The organism is Rhodoluna sp. (assembly GCF_036721215.1).
GTDB lineage: Bacteria > Actinomycetota > Actinomycetes > Actinomycetales > Microbacteriaceae > Rhodoluna.
This window is the reverse complement of record NZ_DAIMLM010000002.1, coordinates 109,035-130,548: the sequence shown is the minus strand read 5'-3', so window position 1 is coordinate 130,548 and position 21,514 is coordinate 109,035. Positions and strand designations below refer to the sequence as shown.

Genomic DNA, 21,514 nt, shown 5'->3' with positions numbered 1-21,514 from the left:
GACCAGTATCTTACGAGCATGCGACCTAGAGCATCTGTCAGGCACGTATGGCGCGATTTACTCCCGAAATAACCGCTTTGAGCGAAGAAGTCGCGATGTCAGAATCGATTCCCACTCCCCAAAGGGTCTTTCCCGCCACATCAAGCTCAATATACGAAGCGGCCTGGGCGTCTCCGCCAGCGCTCATGGTGTGCTCAATGTAGTCAAGCAATCTAGTCTCCACACCCTGCGCACCAAGGATCGACAAGAAAGCAGAGATTGGACCATTTCCGGTTCCAGAGGCCTGAACTTCTTTGTCACCATCGCGCAGCACTATCTGAAGTTTTAGCTCGCCATCCATTTCGCTTTCGGTCTTCATGCGCTTTAGTTCAAAGCGGCCCCACTTAAGCTCGGACTTTTCAATTGGCGCAGGAAGGTACTCGTCTTGGAAGATCTCCCAAAGTTTCTCGGAGCTTACTTCGCCACCTTCGCTATCGGTGAGACCCTGCACCACCCTGGAGAACTCGATCTGGAGCTTTCTCGGAAGATCCAGTGAGTGGTCAGATTTCAATAGGTAGGCAACGCCGCCCTTACCGGACTGAGAGTTAACGCGAATAACCGCCTCGTAGCTTCTTCCAACATCCATCGGATCAATTGGAAGATATGGCACTGCCCACTCAAGCTCAGATATATCTTTTCCTGCTTCGGTAGCGGTTTTCTGCATGGCCTCAAAGCCTTTTTTGATGGCGTCTTGATGCGAGCCAGAAAATGCTGTGTAAACCAGGTCACCACCGTAGGGAGATCGCTCCGCAACCGGAAGCTGGTTACAGTACTCAACGGTGCGCTTGATCTCGTCGATGTCGCCAAAATCAATCTGCGGATCAATTCCCTGCGAGAACAAGTTCAATCCAAGAGTCACCAGGTCAACGTTTCCGGTTCGCTCACCGTTTCCAAATAGGCAGCCCTCGATGCGGTCGGCCCCGGCCATATAGCCAAGTTCGGCAGCTGCAATAGCGGTTCCGCGGTCGTTGTGCGGGTGCAGCGACAAAATAACGCTCTCGCGGTTAGTAAGCCTTCTGCTCATCCATTCGATTGAATCCGCGTAAACATTTGGGGTGGTCATCTCAACGGTCGCTGGAAGATTGATTACCATCTTCCGATCTGGAGTTGGAGCAATCTCCTCAATTACCGCGTTGCAAACCTCGAGTGCGTACTCCAATTCGGTACCGGTATAGCTTTCTGGTGAGTACTCGTAATAGACATTGGTTCCTGGAAGCATGTGCTCTAGTGATTTGCACTTCTTAGCCGCGTCCAAGGCAATTTTCTTGATGCCGTCTTTGTCCTGGTTGAAAACAACTTTTCGCTGCAGCACAGAAGTCGAGTTATAGAAGTGCACAATTACATTCTTGGCTCCAACAAGCGACTCATAAGTGCGTTCAATTAGGTGATCCCTGGCCTGAGTCAAAACCTGAATCGTGACATCATCTGGGATGTGAGAGTCGTTGATTAGCACTCGAACAAAGTCAAAGTCGGTCTGGCTAGCCGAAGGAAAGCCAACTTCAATCTCTTTGTATCCCATGCGAACCAGAAGCTGAAACATCTTTAGTTTGCGCTCTGGCGACATTGGATCAATCAGGGCCTGATTACCGTCGCGAAGATCCACCGCACACCAGCGCGGGGTTTTTTCTATGCGCTTGGTTGGCCAGGTGCGATCCGGGAGCTCAAATTTTATTTGCTCGTGAAAAGGCTTATATCGATGCACCGGCATCGAAGAAGGTTTTTGGTTGTTTTGCAATTGTGTTCTCCTAAAGATGGTCTGAGTCGGCTATAACAAAGCCCCGCGACGAGGAAGGCCGGTGGTTAGGCCTCGCCGCGGCCACTAAGTAGTAGCTCAGAGAACACCAAAAAAGGCTAACACTTAAAAGCCCAGTTTTCCTAGCTGCTTTGGATCTCGCTGCCACTCGTGAGCAATCTTCACCCTGAGGCTTAGAAACACTGGTCCTCCGATAAGAGCTTCTATCTCCTTGCGGGCTCTGGTCCCCACGTCTTTTAGGCGCGAACCGCCCTTGCCTAAAACAATGCCTTTTTGACTATCGCGCTCCACAAATATGTTGGCGTGAATATCGGTTAGCTCAGAGTTCTCTCGTTTTTTCATCTCGTCCATGGTTACCGCTAGTGAGTGCGGAAGCTCGTGACGAACCCCTTCCAGGGATGCTTCTCGAATCAGTTCACAGATTCGGGACTCAATCGATTCGTCAGTGATTGTCTCTTTAGGGTAAAGCTCTTCAGATAGTGGCATCATGCCAACAAGTAATTGAGCTAACTCATCTAGCTGGGAACCAGCTAGGGCAGATACTGGGATGATTTCGCTCCAGTCGCGAAGTTTAGAAACCTCGAGCAGTTGATTCGCTAGTTCTTCTCTAGACACTGTCTCGCTCTTGGTGACAATCGCGACGCACTTGGCCTTTGGAAAGCTACTTAGCTGTTCGTTGATGAACTTATCCCCAGGGCCGATTTTGTCACCAGCTGGGAAACACATTCCTATTACGTCCACCTCGCCAAGAGTTGAGGCGACTAGGTCGTTGAGTCTTTCACCAAGTAATGTCCTTGGGCGATGAAGACCAGGGGTGTCAACAATGATTAGTTGACCGGAATCGAGATGGGCAATGCCCCGAATGGCTTTTCTTGTGGTTTGCGGTTTGTCACTCGTGATAGCTATCTTTTCGCCGACCAGGGCGTTTGTGAGAGTTGATTTTCCGACATTGGGTCGACCAACGAAGGTCACAAACCCAGCGCGAAATTCACTACTCATCAGTTGACTGTTCCTCAGGTTCCTTTTCAGCAAGTACTCGAACTAAGACGGTTACAAGCCTCTTGGCCCGGCCCTCAACTCTATCGGCAGTAAGTTCTAGGTTGTTGATCACAATCTGATCACCAAGTTTTGGAAGAGCACCCAGGCTCTTGGTTAGCCAACCACCAACGGAATCAACGTCATCGTCTTCTAGCTCGATTTCTAGTAGTTCTCCTAGTTCAAAAAGAGAAAAACGAGCATTTACGCGATAAAGGTCCACTGCTAGCTTCTCTACATCAGGGACCTCTTTGTCGTACTCATCCGCGATGTCACCAACTAGCTCTTCAATAACGTCTTCCATGGTCACAAGTCCCGCTACCCCGCCGTACTCATCGATCACTATGGCTATGTGGGTGAAGCTTTTTTGCATGTCCTGCAAAAGGTCCTTAAGTGGCTTGGACTCCGGTACGAATATTGCTGACCTGGCAAGGTCCTCCGCGGTTTTTTCAAACATGAGCTTTGGGGTTTCGTGAAGAATCTTCGCTACATCCTTTAGGTACAAGATCCCCACGATGTCATCTGTGTTCTTGCCAGTAACCGGTAGGCGAGAATAGCCGCTGTATAAAAACATGGTCATCGCACTATCTAGATTGGATTCGGCAGTGATTGTTGCGATGTCAATTCTTGGAATCATTACCTCGCGGGTAATGGTCTCTGAAAAGTCCTCGACTGATTCAATTAGGTCTTGCTCATACTCCTCAGCCTCGGTGGAGTCCACCTGCTTTCTTGCAAATACTTTGCCGATAAAGGCGAACCTGTTACTCTCCGACAAGTTGACTGCTCTCGCTTTCGTAGTAGGCCTTCAAAATTGACTTCTGAATGCCAAACATCTCAAGTTCTTCTTCTGGTTCCGCGTGATCAAAGCCCAACAGGTGCAGCAATCCATGGGTGGTCAAAAGAAGAATCTCGTTGATGGTTTCATGGCCAGCTGTTAGCGCTTGCTTTTGAGCAACGGTTGGGCAAATAACAATGTCTCCAAGTAAGCCAGCAGGCGTTGGCTCTGACTCAGTTCCTGGGCGAAGCTCATCCATCGGAAAACTAAGGACATCAGTTGGCCCTGGCTCATCCATCCACTGCAAATGCAATTGCTCCATAGCCGGTTCGTCGACAAAGATAATTGCTAGCTCAGCCGCTGGATCAATTTTCATTCGATCCAGGGCAAACTCGGCAAGTCTAAGAACCCGAACTTCATCAACAGCAAATTCGGTTTCGTTACTTATTTCAATACTCAACTACTTAGCCTTTTTGGGATTGGCGGCGTCAGCTCGATCATAGGCATCCACGATCTTTCCAACAAGCGGATGTCTAATGACATCTGCGGAGCTCATCTGGGAGAAGTAAACATCTTCAACGTTGGCAAGAACTCTCGAGGCAACTCGTAGCCCAGATACTCCGCCTTGCAGGTCAACTTGAGTGATGTCTCCTGTAACAACCATCTTCGAATTGAATCCCAGGCGAGTTAGAAACATCTTCATCTGCTCTGCCGTGGTGTTTTGAGCCTCGTCCAAGATAATGAACGAGTCATTCAGCGTCCGGCCTCGCATGTAGGCAAGCGGCGCGACTTCAATGGTTCCGGTGGCAATCATCCTTGGCACTGCATCAGGATCCAGCATCTCGTGCAGGGCATCAAATAATGGTCTTAGGTAAGGATCGATTTTCTCGCTCAGAGTTCCCGGAAGAAAGCCAAGGCGCTCTCCGGCTTCAACTGCTGGCCTGGTCAAGATGATTCTGGAAACTTCCTTGCGCTGCAGAGCCTGCACGGCCTTTGCCATAGCTAGGTAGGTCTTTCCGGTTCCAGCAGGACCAATCCCAAAAACAATGGTGTTTTTATCGATTGACTCGACATACTCTTTTTGACCAGCGGTTTTTGGTCTGATCGACTTACCTCTGGAACTAAGAATGCTTTGTGAGAGAAGATCAGGCTCGGTTCTTCTCAGATCGGCTGGGGTAACTTCCCTACCTGAAGAAACGGCAGAGATAATCTGCCTCAAGCGCTGCTCGGCTAGAGCAACAGATGAACTAGGTCCAGAAATTTCAATCTCATTGCCGCGCGCTGTAAAGCGAACATCTGGGAAGCTTTCCTCGATGGTTCTAAGTAGTTTGTCTTCAGGCCCAAATACGAATATGGGGTCAACACCGGAAATTTCAATTACGACAGTTTTTGAATCTTTAGATTCGGATGATGTCAAGAGCCGTCCTTTGAGTTGTCTGATAAAACGTGAGCGTGGGCGTGAAAAATGGTCTGTCCAGCTTCGCTGCCGGTATTGAACTGTAGCTTGAAAGAGCCATTGGTGTGTTCTTGAGCCAGTGAGGTTGCCTGCGACATTAGCTCACCCAGTACCGCAGGAGATGCTTCCGAAAGCTCAACAACATTCTTGTAATGCTTTTTGGGAATCACTAAAAGGTGGACCTTTGATAGCGGAGCAATGTCCCTAAATGCCAAGGTGTTCGCAGTTTCTGCAATTTTGTCCGAGGCAATATCGCCTGAGACAATTTTGCAAAAGATGCAGTTAGCTTCCGTCATGTAGTTCAGTCTAGTTTTAGCTAGCCCTAGCTCCAATTTCCAAGGGTTGCCTGAAGGTAGGAAACTACCGCCACACCAGCTGTGGATGTTCTCAAAATGCCGCTTCCAAGACCAACCAGGCTCAGTTCAGCGGAGCGAAACTGTTCAAGTTCTTGCGGGCTAATTCCACCCTCTGGGCCGACAACGATGGCTATCGACTGCTGTCCCACGATTGGCACACTCGTCAGGGAGGTGGTTGAGGTTGGGTCCAATACAAGCGTCAGATCGAAACTCTTCAGGCGATCTACCAGCTCACTGGTTCCCAAAACCTTCTCGACCTCAGGCACAAAGGGTCTAAGCGATTGCTTGGCAGCCTCGGTTGCGATGGTTTGCCAGCGAAGTCGGTGCTTGTCTTGTTTTTCGGGTTTCCAGATAGAAACTGATCTTTCGCTCTGCCAGGGAATCACAGTTTGAATGCCAAGCTCGGTGCAGGCCTGCACCGCCATTTCATCGCGATCTCCCTTGGCTAAGGCCTGAACAAGAACTAGTTGCGGCTTTGGCCTGTCAATTGTTTCCAGTGATTCAACATCCAGCTCTAGAAATTCCTTGGACAGTTGACTGACCTTGCCGCGAACCTTTTGGCCCTGACCATCAGATACGGCTATTGCCTCGCCAGTTTGTAGTCTGCGAACCGATATTGCATGTTTTGCTTCGGCGCCAGCAATTTTGATTTTGGAGCCAGCTTTTGTATCAGAGGGAATGGGTGAAATAAAAAGTGGCTCAACCACGGCGTCTTCCCTGGAACGCGCCTGACTTTCTCGGGACAAGGCCGGCGGTATCAGCTTTACGCAAGCCGGCAAGAGTTCGAAATAGTTCCTTTTGCTTTGAGTCCAACTTGGTTGGAATCTTTACCGAGAGAGTGACAACCAAGTCACCTCTGCCAGATTGGCGAAGCCTGCCAAAACCTTTTCCCTTTACGCTTACGGTGTCACCGGTTTGCGAACCGGCTGGAATTTGTAATTCAAGTTCCCCATCAAAAGTCTTTATCTTTACCAACGTTCCAAGAGCTGCCTCATGAAGTGGTAGCTCTAGCTCGCAAGTAAGCTCATCACCGGATCTACCGAATATCTGATGCGGGGCAATAGAAACATCAACATAGAGATCCCCGCTTGGGCCGCCACCAAATCCAACTTCACCGGAGCCAGATAGCTGCAACCTAATCCCATCTTCCACGCCAGCAGGGATTTTCAGTTCGATGTCTCTTCTTGCCCGCACTCTTCCCTGGCCACGACAATCTAAACAAGGCTCCGGGATTACGTGACCGTATCCGCGACAAGAGCCGCATGGGCTAGTTGTAACCATGGCACCAAGCAGTGAACGAACTTGAGTTTGCACCTGACCACTTCCGTGGCAGATGTCACAAACTCTCGGGCTGGTGCCAGGCTTGGCACAACTGCCATTACAGGTATCGCATAAAACAGCCGTGTCAACCGGAATTGATTTCTCAACTCCAAAGATTGCTTCTTCGAAACTTAGCTCAACTCGAAGCAGGGCATCTTGACCTCGTTCAGCTCTAGAGCGAGGTCCGCGCTGGCCACCGCCAAAGAAAGTCTCAAAGATATCACCAAAGCCAAAGCTCTGAGAGTCACCACCAGAGTCGTATCGACGCCTTGCATGGTCATCACCTAACACTTCGAAGGCGTGAGTTACCAACTTAAAGCGCTCTTGAGCATCGTCCGAGTCGTTTACATCTGGGTGTAGCTCACGAGCTAACTTTCGATATGCTTTTTTGATTTCCTCTGAAGAAGCGCTCCTGGAAACGCCAAGTATCTCGTAATGATCAGCCAAGAGTTAGAGTCCTCCAAGAGATTGCGTGAGGTACCTGGCAACCGCTCGAACAGCACCGATGTTGGATGAGTAATCCATTCTGGTTGGACCAATTACCCCAACCTTCGCAACTTCGCTTCCCTGGTTTTCGTATCCAGAAACTAAGACTGAGGTATTTGAAAGTGCATCAACGGTGTTCTCTCTACCAATTCGTAATGAGATGCCGTGTTGATCGGCCTGCATCTCGGAAATCAACTTGAGTAAAACTACCTGCTCTTCAATGGCTTCAAGTACCGGTGAGATGCTTCCTGGAAACTCCCCCTGGCGCTTTGCGAGGTTGGAGGTTCCGGCAAGCAGAATCTTTTCTTGGCTATTGGCGTCAACTAGTAATGCAACCTCTGGAATCACAGTGCTAGCAAGTGCTTGTAGTGGCCCAGTGATCTCATCTTTAGATGCACGAAGTGTCTTGTTCACTTGAGAAAGCGGCTTACCGGCAACCTTGTCATTCAGAAAGTTGCGAAGCTTTTCAACCGCTGATGCTTCGTAGCCTGAGGCTACTTCCATCACGTGCTGCTGAATCCGACCAGAGTCGGTAATGAGCATCAATAAAAGACGCTTATCATCAATGGCGATTAGCTCAATGTGTCTAACCGACGCTTTGCCAAGGCTTGGATACTGCACCAGAGCAATTTCATTGGTTAGCTGGGAAAGTAAGCGTGCTGTTTGGCTAAGAGTTTCGTCAAGGTCTGAGCTTTTTGACATGAAGCCTTCAATTGCAGCGCGCTCAGCATTGCTAATTGGCTTGACTTCGTTTAGACGATCAACAAATAAGCGATACCCCTTATCTGTTGGGACTCGACCGCTGGAAGTGTGAGGGGCGGCAATTAATTCTTCTTCTTCCAGAATCGCCATGTCGTTTCGAATGGTGGCCGCGGAAACTCCGAAGGAGTGGCGCTCAACTAAAGACTTGGAGCCAACTGGCTCATTGCTCTGGATGTAATCTTGCACGATTGCTTTTAGAACCTCGAGGGGTCTTTCCGAAATCAAGCTCAATCACCTACCTAGTTAGCACTCATTGCTTATGAGTGCCAATATTACCCGCTACAGGTAAATAAGTGTCAGCTGGATAGTGCTCGAACAACTGCGTCGGCAAGCAAGCGTCCCTTCAGGGTCAAAAGTAGCTTCCCCGCAATTGCCTGTGGGCCCTCAATCAAGCCATCAGCAATCAGTTGCGAAATTGCTACTTCGCTACCTGGCTGTAGCTTCTTGATCTGGTCAATTGACATGCCTTCTGAAGTTCTGGATTCAAGCAAAATGCGTTCAAGGGCCGAAGTTTCACGATCGAGCTGCTCCCTGCCGGCGGCTGGCGAAACGTTTTTCTCAAGTAGGTTCGCATAGCTAAGCGGATGCTTGTGATTCCACCAACGCACCGAACCAAGATGCGAGTGAGCCCCTGGACCATAGCCCCACCAGTCTTGCCCGCTCCAGTAAGCCAGGTTGTGATTGGAATTGAGTTCTGGAGTTTTGGACCAGTTACTTATCTCGTACCAGTTGTAACCGGCTTCGGAAAGTAGCTTGTCCGCAAGCTCGTACTTATCTGCCTGCAAGTCCTCATCCACTTGAGCTAGCTCCCCCGAACTAATCTGCCTGGCGAGCTTTGTTCCAGGTTCAACGATCAACGAATACGCCGAAAGGTGTCCTGGGTCTAAGTTAATAACCTGACGAATGGTTTGCTCCCACTGCTGCAGTGTCTCGCCTGGGGCTCCAAAGATTAGATCCAGAGAAGTTCTAAAGCCAAGGGCCTTAGCAATTCCGAGAGCGATAGAAACGTTTTCTGGATCGTGGGTTCGCTCTAGGGTTTTCAGTACCTCTGGAACAGCCGACTGCATTCCAATCGAAATTCTGTTGAACCCAGCAGCTCTCAATGCAGAAAGGCCATCCTTTGTTACCGAGTCAGGATTGGCCTCAAAGGTGATCTCTGCATCTTGCTGAAAACCAAACTCGGCTTCCAGACAATCCAGAATGGCAATTAGATCAGCTGCTGGCAAAAGCGATGGAGTCCCGCCACCAAAAAAGACTGTCTTCAGTTTTCTTTGAGCAATACTTGATTGCTTCAAAATCTTTGCAGAAAGGATGATCTCTTGAATTAATGTTGCAGCAAAATCACTCTGCTTTAGGGTTCCAAGTTCACTTGAGGTATAGGTATTGAAATCGCAGTAGCCGCACTTCACCGTGCAAAAGGGAATGTGCACGTAGGCATGAAAAGACCTGGATTCCGAGCCAACGATCTCAGCCGGTGAAAACAAACCGTTTTCTGGAGGCTTATCGCCAAGTGGAAGAGGGGCTGCCAATTACTTAGCCTTCTTTTCGCCCTTTTTTTCGCCATCTGAAGAAAGTGCGGCAATGAAGGCTTCCTGCGGCACTTCCACTCGCCCAACCATCTTCATGCGCTTCTTACCTTCTTTTTGCTTCTCCAGTAGCTTGCGCTTACGAGAAATGTCTCCTCCGTAGCACTTAGCAAGCACGTCTTTTCGAACAGCACGAATTGATTCACGGGCGATAATTCTTGCTCCGATTGCAGCTTGAATCGGAACTTCAAATTGCTGCCTTGGAATTAGTTCACGAAGCTTTCCGGTAATCATCACACCGTAAGCGTAGGCCTTGTCTTTGTGAACAATGGCGCTAAACGCGTCAACTTGCTCTCCTTGTAATAGCAGATCAACTTTCACCAGATCACCCTCAGCTAAACCGACTTCTTCGTAGTCCAAAGATCCGTAACCTTGGGTCTTGCTCTTTAGCTGATCAAAAAAGTCGAAAACAATCTCGGCAAGTGGAAGGGTGTAACGAAGTTGCACCCGATCCTCGCCAAGATATTGCATGTCAATCATGACGCCGCGACGAGTCTGGCAAAGCTCCATGATGGTTCCGACATAATCCTTGGGCGCCAAAACAGTGGCCTTGACCATTGGCTCCAAAACCTTTTTGATTTTGCCGGTAGGAAATTCGCTGGGGTTAGTGACAGTCACTTCCTTGCCATCATCAAGTGTTACTTCATAGACAACCGAAGGGGCCGTTGCAATTAGCTCCAAACCAAACTCGCGCTGCAGTCGCTCGGTAACGATTTCTAGGTGCAGCAGCCCCAAAAAGCCACAGCGGAAACCAAAGCCTAGGGCAACGGAAGTTTCGGGTTCATAAACCAAAGCAGCGTCGGAAAGCTTTAGTCGATCAAGGGCCTCTCGAAGATCTGGATAGTCCGAGCCATCAATTGGGTACACACCAGAGAAAACCATCGGAAGTGGCTCTGAGTAACCGGTTAGCGCTTGGGTGGCTGGCTTTGAAACTGTTGTTACGGTGTCACCAACCTTGGATTGCCGAACATCTTTTACGCCGGTAATCAAATAGCCAACTTCACCAACGCCCAACCCCTGAGTTGGTTCTGGCTCAGGTGAGCTCACTCCAATTTCTAGTAACTCGTGTACGGCACGAGTAGACATCATCTGAATCTTTTCCCTCGGTGATAAAGATCCATCAATCATTCGGATGTATGTCACCACTCCGCGGTAGCTGTCATAAACCGAGTCAAAAATCATAGCTCTGGCAGGAGCGTTGGCGTCTCCAACCGGAGCGGGAACCGTGGCGATGATCTTGTCCAAAAGCTCAGAAACTCCAGCGCCGGTCTTACCCGATACTCGCAGGCAATCTGCCGGGTCTCCTCCAATAAGGCTCGCTAGCTCTTCGGCGTATTTGTCAGGCTGTGCTGCTGGAAGATCAATCTTGTTTAGAACAGGAATGATCGTCAGCTCATTTTCCATGGCGAGGTATAGGTTTGCAAGAGTCTGGGCTTCGATACCTTGAGCGGCATCAACTAGCAACACCGCTCCCTCGCAAGCAGCTAGAGATCTTGAAACCTCATAGGTGAAGTCCACGTGGCCTGGGGTGTCGATCATGTTTAAGGCAAAAACTTCACCGTTGACTTCCCAAGGCATACGAACTGCTTGGGATTTAATTGTGATGCCTCGTTCACGCTCAATGTCCATCCGGTCTAAGTACTGGGCCCGCATAGACCGATCATCCACTACCCCGGTTAGCTGAAGCATGCGGTCAGCCAAGGTGGACTTACCGTGGTCGATGTGGGCAATGATGCAGAAGTTTCGAATTTGCCCCGGAGCCGTCTTGGACGGCTGCAGCTGAGATTTGGCGCGTGGCGACAAGGCAATTTCCTAAAACTATGGGGGTGAAAGCTAGCCTCCATTGTCCCATAACGCTAGCCAACTAGCTTGCTACTACCCCAATGCTGGTTGCCCTAGGCGGGAACCAGCTAGTAAGCTTGACGGAGTTGGGTTTCCCCAAAACGAAAGAAAAATAAATGGCAAATATCAAATCTCAGGTCAAGCGTATTGGCACGAACATCAAGGCCACTGAGCGCAACCGCGCTGTAAAGAGTGAGCTAAAGACTGTTGTTCGCGCAGCCCGCGAAGCCACCGTTTCCGGTGACAAGGCAACTGCAGCAGCAGCCCTAAAGGTAGCAAGCCGCAAGCTTGACAAGGCAGTATCCAAGGGCGTTATTCACAAGTCCCAGGCTGCGAACCGTAAGTCAGCTCTTGCCAAGAAGGTAGCTGGACTCAAGTAAAGATCTTTAGAAACTTACCGAGGTCATTAGACCTCGGTATTTTTTTGCCCTCTATTAGATAGCAGCAGCACAAGCTTTTCAAGCGCAAAAACACTATCGCGCTCCATTCCTTTGACCGCAGCATCGGCGGTGGCAACTGCCATCACAGCCTCTGCTAAACCCTCTTCGCTCCAGCCAGCTAAGTCTTTTTGGGCTCGCTGGATTTGCCAGGGTTGTGCGCCAACTGTTGAAGCACTCGCATACTTATTGCCATAAACCTTGGCCATCAGGCGAACCTTCATCGCAAATGCAGCCACCACCGGAACTGGATCAGCACCGGTTGCGATCACGTGCCTTAAAAGTGCCAGCGCCTCAGCGGATTTTCCGGACAGAGCAGCGTCAGCTACCTTGAAGGCGTTGGTTTCGACTCTTCCCCCGTAATACTTATCAACCGAAGCTTCGTCGATACTTTCACTCTGGTCAGAAAGTAACTGGATGCAAGCAGCGGCAAGCTCTGCAAGGTCATCAGCAAATGCATCAGATAGAGCTCTGACTGCTCCAGGTGTTATTTTCCTATCCGCGGCTGCAAACTCGGCTTGAATAAAGGCAGCTTTATCGCTGTCCTTGTCGATCTTGGCGCAGGCTATTTCAATTGCGGCATCGCTTAGTCGTATGGCATCTACTAGTTTCTTGCCTCGAACGCTCGAGGAGTTATGTCGCAAAACAACCGTGGTTTCGGTATGTGGGTTATCAAGTAGCGCCAAACCATCATCAATTAGTGCATCGCTGCATTTTTCGACTCCGCTGATGATAAGTAGCCTCGGCTCCATAAATAACGATGGGCTAGCAAGCGCATCGAGTTGCCCGGTTGAATAATCAGAGGCAGCAATTTCATGAACCTCTAATCCAGTGTCTTTTTTCCTGAGTTGATCTCTAATAGCGCGAATGGCGCGATCGGCTAAGTATTCTTCCGGGCCAGAGACAAAGACAATTGGCGCTGGCTTGGCAGCTCGCCAAGAAACCTGTTTTGCTTTGCCCACCTAATTAGCCTACCTACCGGTAGCGGACCACTGAAGCTCGCCACCAGCACTCGAAATAGCAATTGCACCCAGTAAGTCCGTGCGCAGAACTTGAGCGCCAACCGAGCCAAGAATCTGAAGTGCTTGTTTCCCGGGGTGACCATAGCCATTTTCCGCACCAACGGAAATCAGGGCAAGATCTGGTTTCAACTGCTCGTGGAAGCTTGCAGACTGATCATTTGATCCATGGTGAGAAACTTTAAGAATCAGTGGTTTGTTAGAGCTTCCAAGAACTTGCATTACAGATCTTGAAACCCGCTCCTGCCCCTCAGCACCGAGGTCACCAAGAAGAACAAGATCAATTCTGGAAGAACGAAAAACCATAGTGACCGAGGCGTCGTTAGAATCTTTAGCCTCCGATGCAGTCTTGGTTGGCGCTAGCACTCTCCAGCCAAATTCTCCAAGGGAGCCGCTGATGGTTGGTTCGGCAACTATTACTTGGGCTCTAATCTCCTTGAGCTGCTCGAGAGAGCTTTTAGTTGCTGGTCGGTCATCCGGAAAACCAGAAACAATTGCGTGGGAGACCACTCTGCCTCCAAGAGCTCCAGTTAGTCCACCAACGTGATCAAAATCAAAATGAGTTAGCACCAGTAAGTCAATCGTTCTCACTCCGAGCTCAGTTAGGCAGTTATCAGTTAGCTCTTCATCTTTACCAACGTCAACTACCGCAACTCGACCAAGGGATTTGATAACAAGAGCGTCTCCTTGTCCAACATCGCAGGCGACTACCTCCCAATCACGAAGTGGCCATCCCCCTGGCAGAATTTCTGATGCGGCTGGCACCGAGAGAGTTGAAACCGCAACAATCACCAGACCAGCAACGCTGGCTTGCCTGAGCCTGGGAAGGTTAGAGCGCAGCCATGCGCTAACCATCAAGATCAACAGACCGCTCAAGATTGTCGCGGATAATCCAGTAACCCAAGGAAAGTAAACAATAGGCAGTTCAGCAAAAAAGATTGCAACGCTCTCAATCAAAAATGTGCCAAGGGATGCCAGCCAAGTAATCGGTCCAACTAGCCATGGGGCTATGGGGGTGAGAATTACCGCCAAAATTCCTAGCACCGTGACCGGTGCCACCATGGGTCCTGCCAGTAGGTTTGCGACAACCGAATAGGTTGGCAATCCAGGCTGCAATTGCAGCAGCAATGGTAAGCAAAGAAGCTGTGCAGACATGGTTACTGACAAACCAAGAGCTAAGGGTAGAGGCATCTTGGTGGCTAGCTTTTCGGTCATTGCTGGAGCAAGTAGCAAGATTCCAGACGTTGCCAACACCGACAAACCAAATCCGTATTCAACCGCCAGCCACGGATCCGCAATCAAAAGAATGATTGCTGCAATAGCTAGAGCATTTAGTGCCCAGGTTCTTCGCCCTAAAGCGACCATGACGATAACGCTCGCTGTCATAACTGCTGCCCTAAGAACACTCGGGTCAGGACCAACCAACAGCACGTAACCAACCAGTGAGGTCAACGAGACCACGGTTCTTCCAGTTCTTCCAAGACGTAGTCGAACGCAGATCAAATAAACCATTCCCACCACAATCGCGCAGTTTGCTCCTGACACTGCAACAAGATGAGTAAGTGAAACCGAGCGCATTTGCTCTTCAAGCTCTTGGCTTAGATCTGCGATTTCACCCATGGCAAGTCCTGCAACCAAGACTTTTGAATCGGGTGTGACTCCTGACAACAGAGCTACGTAGTTTGCTCGTAAGTCATTGAAAAATGCCAGTTGGCCCAAAGGTTCGGAAACAATTGTGATTTCACCTTTGGGTTTCAATAGGAAAGCGTCCCTGGCATTTCTACCGGCTTCTTCGAAGCTTGCCTCAACCTCAATGACGTTGCCTCGAACCAGCTTGGCTTCTGAGTAGATCAGGTATCCCCTGCCAGATACTGACTCGTCGTTTATCTCTTGCAGTCTTACCGCAACTCCATAGATTGGGTTGTTGCCAAAATCAGTGGAGATAGCTTTAGGCCGATTCAGAATTTCAACCACAACCACGGCTTTCGCTTTTGAAGAAGCGTAATCAAGTAACCAATCTGGTTTATTGATCTGCGACTGAAGCCAAAATGACAATCCTGAGAGAGCTAGCGCCGCTCCCAGTAGTGCGGCAAGGGCTCTTTTGCGATCTGGAAGAAAAATTGTGATCGCAAACAAAGCACCGCCTAGTGCAAGAAGTAGCCAGCTAGGGATCTCGTTTACGGTCGCAACTAGCGCAAGTAGTCCCCACAACACCACCGCTGCGACACTGAGCGTCAAAGGGTTACCAGATCAATTACTCCAGAAAGCAGGCTCTCCCCAATGCCGCTTACTTTGAGAAGGTCCTGAACCGACTTGAAGCCCCCGTTGGCTTCACGCCAAGCAATGATTCGCCCCGCTAGCGCAGGCCCAATTCCTGGCAGCTCTTCAAGCTCTTTATCGCCGGCACGATTCAAGCTAACGAGTCCAGATGCGGTTGTGCCGGCTGCTTGACCTTCTTGGGAAGTTGAAAAAACAATGATCTGCTCACCGTCGGTGAGCTCGCGGGCGAGGTTGACGCTAGAGTTATCGGCTTCCTCAGTTAGTCCGCCGGCAGCAAAGACAGCATCAACAAGCCTTGCCCCAATTGGCAATTGATACATCCCTGGCGATTCAACTTCACCAACTACATGAACATATAAATACTGCTGGCTTACTTCGTTCACTGTTTCATCGGCACTAACGGAAAACTCACCAGTCAGTGGCTCTGGTCTATTCACTGCAACTAAAACCAACGAAGCCACGGCAACCACCCCAGCGAGGGCAATAAGCAGCTGCTTAGAAACCTTTTGATCGCCAGAGAGGGCGGCTATAACTTGATTTTTTAGCCATTCCATGTAGCTCAAGGCTAGATAGCGAAGCTACCGCTTTAACTGGCCGGATGGAATCTGTGTAAAACCTACGAGGTTGCTATATTGACAAGCTTTGGAGCTCGAACAATTACATTTTTTACGCTCTTGCCTTCAAGCGCCTTTTTCACAACATCAGAACTCATCGCTAGGGCTTCAAGTTCCTCAGCTGAAATCTCAGGCGAAACTTCAAACTTGTCACGAAGCTTGCCATCGATTTGTACCACCGCGGTCAAGCTGGTTTGAACAAGCAGCTCCGGAATTGGCTTAGCAAATCCTGCTAGGGCAACAGCTGGCTGGTGCCCCAGCGCTTGCCACATATCCTCTGCAGTATATGGGGAAAACAAGCTAAGCGCCTTGGCTACCGTCTCTGCTGCTTCTCGAACAGCAGGATCTTTAGGTCCAGGCTTTCCATCGATTGCCTTACGCAATGCGTTTACCAATTCCATAACCTTGGCAACACCAACGTTGAACTTGAACGATTCGATCTGCTCCGGGAACTGTTGCAAGAAAAGATGCGTGGCTCTTCGAAGTTCGATATCTCCGGTGCCGTAGTCCACTCCAGGCTCAGACTGAACTTCATTGGCACATCTCCAGGCACGAGCTAGGAACTTTGAGCTCGCAGCAGGTGAAACATCAGCCCAGTCAATATCATCTTCTGGAGGCCCTGCAAATGCCATGGTGAGACGAACTGCATCTACGCCGTGTTCGTCGAGCTGCTCAGAAAGACGAACAAGGTTTCCACGAGATTTACTCATCGCAGAACCATTCATTTGAACCATGCCCTGATTTAGCAATCTGGTAAATGGTTCCTCAAAATCTAGATAGCCTAGGTCATGCAGTGCCTTGGTGAAAAAACGTGCATACAACAGGTGCAAGATAGCGTGCGTTACGCCACCCACATACTGATCAACCGGCGCCCACTGCTTAGCCTCTGATTTAGAAAAAGCTTCAGTATCGGAATCTGGCGATAAGAATCTTAGGAAGTACCAAGAGGAGTCAACAAAGGTATCCATGGTGTCTGTATCGCGCTTGGCGGGACCGGCACATTTCGGGCACGGCACATTTACCCAGTCGGTTGCTGCTCCAAGCGGTGAGGTGCCCTTAGGAGACAGATCCAAGCCCTTGGAATCTGGAAGCTTAATCGGAAGCTCAGATTCAGGAACTGGAACTTCGCCACAAGTGTCGCAGTAAACAATAGGAAACGGAGTTCCCCAGTAACGCTGCCTAGAAATCAACCAGTCACGTAGGCGGAAATTCTTTGCGGTTTTTCCTTTTTCTGCGGCTTCAAGTGTTGCCGTGATCTTCTTGATGGCCTCAGCCTTGTTCAATCCGTTGAGCTCTCCAGAGTTCACCAAGACGCCATCGCCGGTAGTTGCTACCCCAGATTCGGAAGGATCTGGCTCGCCAGTTTCTACTACCACTTGCACAGGTAAACCATTGGTCTTGGCAAAATCTAAATCTCGCTGATCGTGAGCTGGAACAGCCATGATGGCTCCTGTTCCATAGTCAGCTAATACATAATCCGCCAACCAAATTGGAATGCGCTCACCATTGACTGGATTAATTGCAAACCTTCCAAGATCAACACCGTTTTTTGGTCGGTCGGTTGCCAATCTTTCGATGTCATTACTTTTCTTGGTGGCTTCCAAAAAGTCTTGGTACTTCATGCGAACCTCTGGGCTCGAGCCTGCTGCAAGTTCTGCTGCCAAATCAGAATCAGCGGCCACAACCATAAAGGTTGCACCAAATAGAGTGTCTGGTCTTGTGGTGTAAACCTCGATAGGTGCTGACCTGCCCTCTATTTCAAACTTGACTACCGCTCCATAGGACCTTCCGATCCAGTTGCGTTGCATCGAAAGAACTTTTTGTGGCCAGGCACCCTCAAGCGTGTCTAGATCGTCAAGCAACCGGTCGGCATAGTCAGTGACTTTGAAATACCACTGAGTCAGAGCTTTCTTAGTTACGGCAGTGTCACACCTCTCACAGAGACCCTGGACTACTTGCTCGTTAGCAAGAACTGTTTGGCAAGATGGGCACCAGTTAACGTTGGAGTTCTTGCGATATGCCAAGCCTTTTTTGTAAAACTCTAGAAACAGCCACTGATTCCATTTGTAATACTCAGGATCTGAAGTAATTAGAACCCGGTCCCAGTCAAAACTGCAGGCGTATCTGCGCATCGAAGTTTTTTGTTGAGCAATATTGTCGTAGGTCCAGCCCCTTGGGTCTAGGCCTCGTTTAATAGCCGCGTTTTCTGCTGGAAGTCCGAACGAGTCCCAACCGATTGGGTGCATGACGTTATAGCCCTGCTGGATCCAGTACCTGGCGATGACATCGCCTAGTGCATAGGCCTCGGCATGACCCATGTGAAGATCGCCAGATGGATAGGGGAACATGTCCAAAACGTATTTCCTTGGTCTTTTGTCATCAGCTTTGCCGGAGTCAAAAGGTTTTAGCTCATCCCAAACAGGCAGCCACTTATCCGCTAAAGACTTAGCGTCATACTGCTCTGACTCGGTGGACACTTGAATTCTCCTGCTGATTTACGAACTTGCTAGTAAAGGCTACCAAGAGCCAAGCAAAGAATTACTTGTTTGATTTAGGCCAAAAAGCAATGGCCCCCGTGATTGCTAAAGCGAAAAGAGGTATTGCACCAAGCGCTGGGCTTCCAGCCCAGGCTAATAAAGTTAACCCTCCAAGTAGCACCAGATAGGAAATTACCCAATACTTTCCAATTTTGTTCTTTCGAAACAGGATTGAAAGAACTGGTCCAACTAGGCCAAGAAATATAAGGCCAAAGAAAATGATGGTGACAACCAGGGCTAGTGATTCCAAGTTGTGCCTCCCAGGGTTCTAAGAAGTGCCTCTGCTTTGAGCATAGTTTCTTGAAGTTCCTGCTCTGGATTGGAATCAATTGTGATTCCCCCACCAACCCCAAGGCTCGCAGAATTTCCCTCAAACACCAACGTCCTGATGGTCATCCCTAGATCAGCCGAACCATCAAAACCTAGATATCCAATCGCTCCCGAGTAAACCCCGCGAGGGCCCGCTTCTAAATCTTCCAGAATCTCTATGGCTCGAATCTTTGGCGCTCCAGTCATTGATCCAGCCGGAAAGCAGGCTTCCAATGCTGTGACGGCATTTTGATTTGCAAGAAGCTCTCCAGTAACAGTGCTGACTAGCTGATGAACTGTTGCATATGATTCAACGTCAAAGAGCTTTTCAACGGTGACTGACCCTGGTTCGCAAATTCTTCCTAGATCATTTCGCATTAGGTCAACAATCATTAGGTTCTCGGCTTGCTCTTTTTCGTTTTCTTTCAGCTCTTTGGCTAGCAGCTCATCTTCAACAGGAACTTGCGACCTTGGACGAGTTCCCTTGATTGGCTTGCTAGATATTTTGCCTTCAGCGGTAACTCTTAGAAATTGCTCAGGTGAGGAGCTGACTATTTCACGGTTTCCTGTCTTGATGTAGCTTCCGTAAGGTGCTGGGTTTTGCTGCCTGAGAGTCAGGAATGTCTTTAGCGGGTCTGCGTCGTGCTCAATAAGAATCTGATTCGTCAAACAAAGCTGATACACATCCCCCGAGGCGATGTGCTGCTTGCACTTTTCTATTAGCTCCAGATACTTATCCGGTGAATGACGAAGCTTGCTGGAAATAATTTTTGGCTCTTTGGTTCGTTGCATGTAAGAACCGAACTCCCCTCCCACCAAGGTCAATCGAAGTAGGGCTGCACGGTGCCAGTTTTGAAATTCGGCCTCGGTTTCAAATAGACCAACGAAATACATGTGACGATCGCGGTGGTCAAATACCATCGCTCGATCAATAATCATTAGCTCAGCTTTTTCGCCAGAGGCTATCTCGCGAGCGCCTTTGAGCATCTCGTAGCCTAGATAGCCAACCAGCCCTGGCCTAAAGCTAAATGGAATCTGATCTTCGGGGAAGCTATCGATAGATTCCTTGATTTTGGCCAGATGGCTGTTGATAGCTTCAAGCGGGTTGTTGCCAAGATCAAGTGTTGAGCCTGCGGAGCCAATAACGGAAACTGGTTCGTCGGGGTGGGTTGATCTATCCAGCCAGAAGGTGTTTGGATCATCTTTGTGGATGGATATAAAGATGTCAGCTGGGTTCACAAAGCCACGGAGCTTGGCTAGCTCTAGACGCAAAATGGCCACCTTGTGTGAGATTGATTTGGGCTGAAAGAAAAGCTCGTACTCTATAGATTAGACCAAGGCCTATAGGAGTAATCGATGAGCATTCTGGGGGATTTTTACCGCCTAGAAAACGCAGAGCTTAAGCCGCTTATTGTTTCCGGCCCCGAAGTTCAACTAAAGGTAGCTGACTCCTGGCTGGTTGAAAACGGTGCCGTTAGATCCTTGCAGGCTCACTTCGATAGATTCGCCAACTGGGTTATCGCTGAGGACCCTAATCAAGAGTCTCTGTTGAAAGGTTTCTTCGCCGAGGTTAGACGCCTGACTCCGAGAGAAGGTCGGTGGTTTCCAAGAATCGAGTATCACGGCGAGCAAGAGCCAGCGGATCGACTACACCTCAGACTTCGTGAAGCGCCAGCGCCGGTGGAATCAATAGTTTTATGGCAATACCCAGATGCTGACCCAAGGCTGTCTCCGTTGGTCAAAGGTCCTGACCTATCTTTATGCCAGCAGCTTCGGCGCCATGCCAACATGAACGGAGCCACCGAAGCGGTCATCACTGATTCCAAAGGCTTTGTCGCTGAGGGTGCGCTAAGTGCCTTGGTTTGGTGGCGGGGCAATGTGCTTTGCTCCTCGGATGATCAAACCAATTGGTTACCTTCTATTACCAGACAAGAGCTTTTTGAGATAGCCAGTCAAATGGGCATTGAAACCAGGGTTGAAAACATCAAGCCCGAAGATCTTGTGAAGCTGCCGATCTGGGCTCTTAGCTCTCTAAATGGCATAGTTCCAGTTACTTCCTGGGTGGGATTGTCAGATGAGCTACCTAGTTCTTCCCAGCTGGAACCATTTACCAAGCGATTAAAGCTACTGAGCACTCAGGTTGGCTAAAGCAGTCACACAGTAGATTCCAACCTTTCTGTGGCAGGATTAACAGCGTGAATGAAGCTCTCGACTGGCTACTGGCTTTAGTCCAGGGTGTTGATCCTGTTTGGCGAAATGTTGCCGCTGGGGTCGCGATCATGCTCGAGACTTCTTTGTTTATTGGCTTGATCATGCCAGGAGACACGGTTGTGCTTGTGGCCTCGACTGGCGTTGTTGACCTTTCAGACTTTTTTTGGCTCATAGGTGCAGTTTTACTAGGTTCGCTAATCGGTGAAACCATCGGCTTTTTTATCGGAAGACTCTTTGGCGATCGGATCAGGGCCTCCAAGCTAGGCCAGCGCTTTGGTGAAGAGAATTGGCGACGAGCTGACATCTTCGTTGAAAAAAGAGGTGGCCCAGCCGTAGCAATCTCCAGGTTCCTACCCGTGTTGCACTCGCTAGTTCCGGTTGTGGCGGGAGCCACCAAGATGAGATACAAGACCTTTATTTCATGGACCTTTGCTGCCTGCCTGGTGTGGTCTGTCGTCTATGTCGCAATTGGCTACATCGCCAGGGCTAGCTACGAGGAGGTGGCCTCAAACTTCAAATTTGGTGCCTTTATCTTTGTGGGCATCATCGCCCTATTCATTGTTTTGATCCACTTTGCCAAGAAGAAGATCTCCAAGGCTGCCGACAAGATGATTGCCGAGGACTCCCCAAAGGCCTAGTTAGGGCCCTGGATAGGCCGATTTTTGATTGTCGGCTGATACCCATACACTAATTATTC

19 protein-coding genes are annotated in these 21,514 nt (G+C 49.4%); 3 read left to right on the top strand and 16 right to left on the bottom strand.

What is annotated here, in order from left to right:
- Positions 1–37 precede the first annotated feature (37 nt).
- From leuA to lepA, 11 genes are all read right to left on the bottom strand, one after another.
- Positions 38–1,774 (bottom strand): 2-isopropylmalate synthase, encoded by a 1,737-nt coding sequence (leuA, locus tag AC9UCN_RS03925; protein WP_509523930.1) that lies wholly within the window; start codon positions 1,772–1,774, stop codon positions 38–40.
- Positions 1,775–1,897: 123 nt separating this feature from the next.
- Positions 1,898–2,791, bottom strand: a complete 894-nt coding sequence (gene era / locus AC9UCN_RS03920; RefSeq protein WP_509523927.1) for a GTPase Era — start codon at positions 2,789–2,791, stop codon at positions 1,898–1,900.
- The gene (locus tag AC9UCN_RS03915) at positions 2,784–3,602 is read right to left on the bottom strand and encodes a hemolysin family protein (protein WP_509523925.1); all 819 of its coding nucleotides are present in this window, start codon (positions 3,600–3,602) and stop codon (positions 2,784–2,786) included. The genes era and AC9UCN_RS03915 overlap by 8 nt, the downstream gene beginning before the upstream one ends.
- Positions 3,589–4,062 carry an rRNA maturation RNase YbeY gene (gene ybeY, locus AC9UCN_RS03910; RefSeq protein ID WP_509523923.1) on the bottom strand — a complete coding sequence of 158 codons (474 nt, stop codon included), beginning with the start codon at positions 4,060–4,062 and terminating at the stop codon, positions 3,589–3,591. The genes AC9UCN_RS03915 and ybeY overlap by 14 nt, the downstream gene beginning before the upstream one ends.
- Positions 4,063–5,019: a PhoH family protein gene (locus tag AC9UCN_RS03905; protein WP_509523921.1), complete on the bottom strand. Its 957-nt coding sequence runs from the start codon at positions 5,017–5,019 to the stop codon at positions 4,063–4,065. It lies immediately after the preceding gene.
- Complete coding sequence (locus tag AC9UCN_RS03900; protein ID WP_509523918.1) at positions 5,016–5,354, bottom strand: HIT domain-containing protein; 339 nt, start codon at positions 5,352–5,354, stop codon at positions 5,016–5,018. The genes AC9UCN_RS03905 and AC9UCN_RS03900 overlap by 4 nt, the downstream gene beginning before the upstream one ends.
- Before the next feature lie 26 nt (positions 5,355–5,380).
- Positions 5,381–6,121 carry a 16S rRNA (uracil(1498)-N(3))-methyltransferase gene (locus AC9UCN_RS03895; RefSeq protein WP_509523915.1) on the bottom strand — a complete coding sequence of 247 codons (741 nt, stop codon included), beginning with the start codon at positions 6,119–6,121 and terminating at the stop codon, positions 5,381–5,383.
- Positions 6,114–7,181, bottom strand: a complete 1,068-nt coding sequence (gene dnaJ, locus AC9UCN_RS03890; RefSeq protein ID WP_509523913.1) for a molecular chaperone DnaJ — start codon at positions 7,179–7,181, stop codon at positions 6,114–6,116. The genes AC9UCN_RS03895 and dnaJ overlap by 8 nt, the downstream gene beginning before the upstream one ends.
- Before the next feature lie 3 nt (positions 7,182–7,184).
- On the bottom strand, positions 7,185–8,207 hold the full coding sequence (gene hrcA, locus AC9UCN_RS03885) for a heat-inducible transcriptional repressor HrcA (RefSeq protein WP_509523911.1): 1,023 nt from the start codon (positions 8,205–8,207) through the stop codon (positions 7,185–7,187).
- 71 nt (positions 8,208–8,278) lie between these two features.
- On the bottom strand, positions 8,279–9,511 hold the full coding sequence (gene hemW / locus AC9UCN_RS03880) for a radical SAM family heme chaperone HemW (protein WP_509523908.1): 1,233 nt from the start codon (positions 9,509–9,511) through the stop codon (positions 8,279–8,281).
- The gene (lepA, locus tag AC9UCN_RS03875; RefSeq protein WP_509523905.1) at positions 9,512–11,371 is read right to left on the bottom strand and encodes a translation elongation factor 4; all 1,860 of its coding nucleotides are present in this window, start codon (positions 11,369–11,371) and stop codon (positions 9,512–9,514) included.
- A gap of 155 nt (positions 11,372–11,526) precedes the next feature.
- Here lepA and rpsT point away from each other — a divergent pair, with 155 nt between their 5' ends.
- Complete coding sequence (gene rpsT / locus AC9UCN_RS03870; RefSeq protein WP_509523903.1) at positions 11,527–11,790, top strand: 30S ribosomal protein S20; 264 nt, start codon at positions 11,527–11,529, stop codon at positions 11,788–11,790.
- Positions 11,791–11,816: 26 nt separating this feature from the next.
- On the opposite strand, the gene holA is transcribed toward rpsT, so the two are convergent.
- From holA to pabB, 5 genes are all read right to left on the bottom strand, one after another.
- Positions 11,817–12,809, bottom strand: a complete 993-nt coding sequence (holA, locus tag AC9UCN_RS03865) for a DNA polymerase III subunit delta (protein WP_509523900.1) — start codon at positions 12,807–12,809, stop codon at positions 11,817–11,819.
- 9 nt (positions 12,810–12,818) lie between these two features.
- Positions 12,819–15,104: a ComEC/Rec2 family competence protein gene (locus AC9UCN_RS03860; protein WP_509523897.1), complete on the bottom strand. Its 2,286-nt coding sequence runs from the start codon at positions 15,102–15,104 to the stop codon at positions 12,819–12,821.
- Positions 15,101–15,700, bottom strand: a complete 600-nt coding sequence (locus AC9UCN_RS03855) for a helix-hairpin-helix domain-containing protein (protein WP_509523895.1) — start codon at positions 15,698–15,700, stop codon at positions 15,101–15,103. Before AC9UCN_RS03855 ends, AC9UCN_RS03860 begins: the two co-directional genes overlap by 4 nt.
- 62 nt (positions 15,701–15,762) lie before the next feature.
- A complete protein-coding gene (gene leuS / locus AC9UCN_RS03850; RefSeq protein WP_509523892.1) occupies positions 15,763–18,237 on the bottom strand; it encodes a leucine--tRNA ligase in 2,475 nt (824 codons plus the stop codon).
- A 297-nt stretch (positions 18,238–18,534) separates the two neighbouring features.
- Entirely contained in the window at positions 18,535–19,878 is a 1,344-nt protein-coding gene (gene pabB, locus AC9UCN_RS03845) for an aminodeoxychorismate synthase component I (protein ID WP_509523889.1), read from the bottom strand.
- Between the two features lie 84 nt (positions 19,879–19,962).
- Between pabB and AC9UCN_RS03840 the strand changes: the two genes are divergently transcribed.
- Both AC9UCN_RS03840 and AC9UCN_RS03835 read left to right on the top strand, forming a co-directional pair.
- Positions 19,963–20,754 (top strand): aminotransferase class IV, encoded by a 792-nt coding sequence (locus tag AC9UCN_RS03840; protein ID WP_509523887.1) that lies wholly within the window; start codon positions 19,963–19,965, stop codon positions 20,752–20,754.
- 47 nt (positions 20,755–20,801) lie between these two features.
- Entirely contained in the window at positions 20,802–21,455 is a 654-nt protein-coding gene (locus AC9UCN_RS03835; RefSeq protein ID WP_509523885.1) for a DedA family protein, read from the top strand.
- Positions 21,456–21,514: the final 59 nt, after the last annotated feature.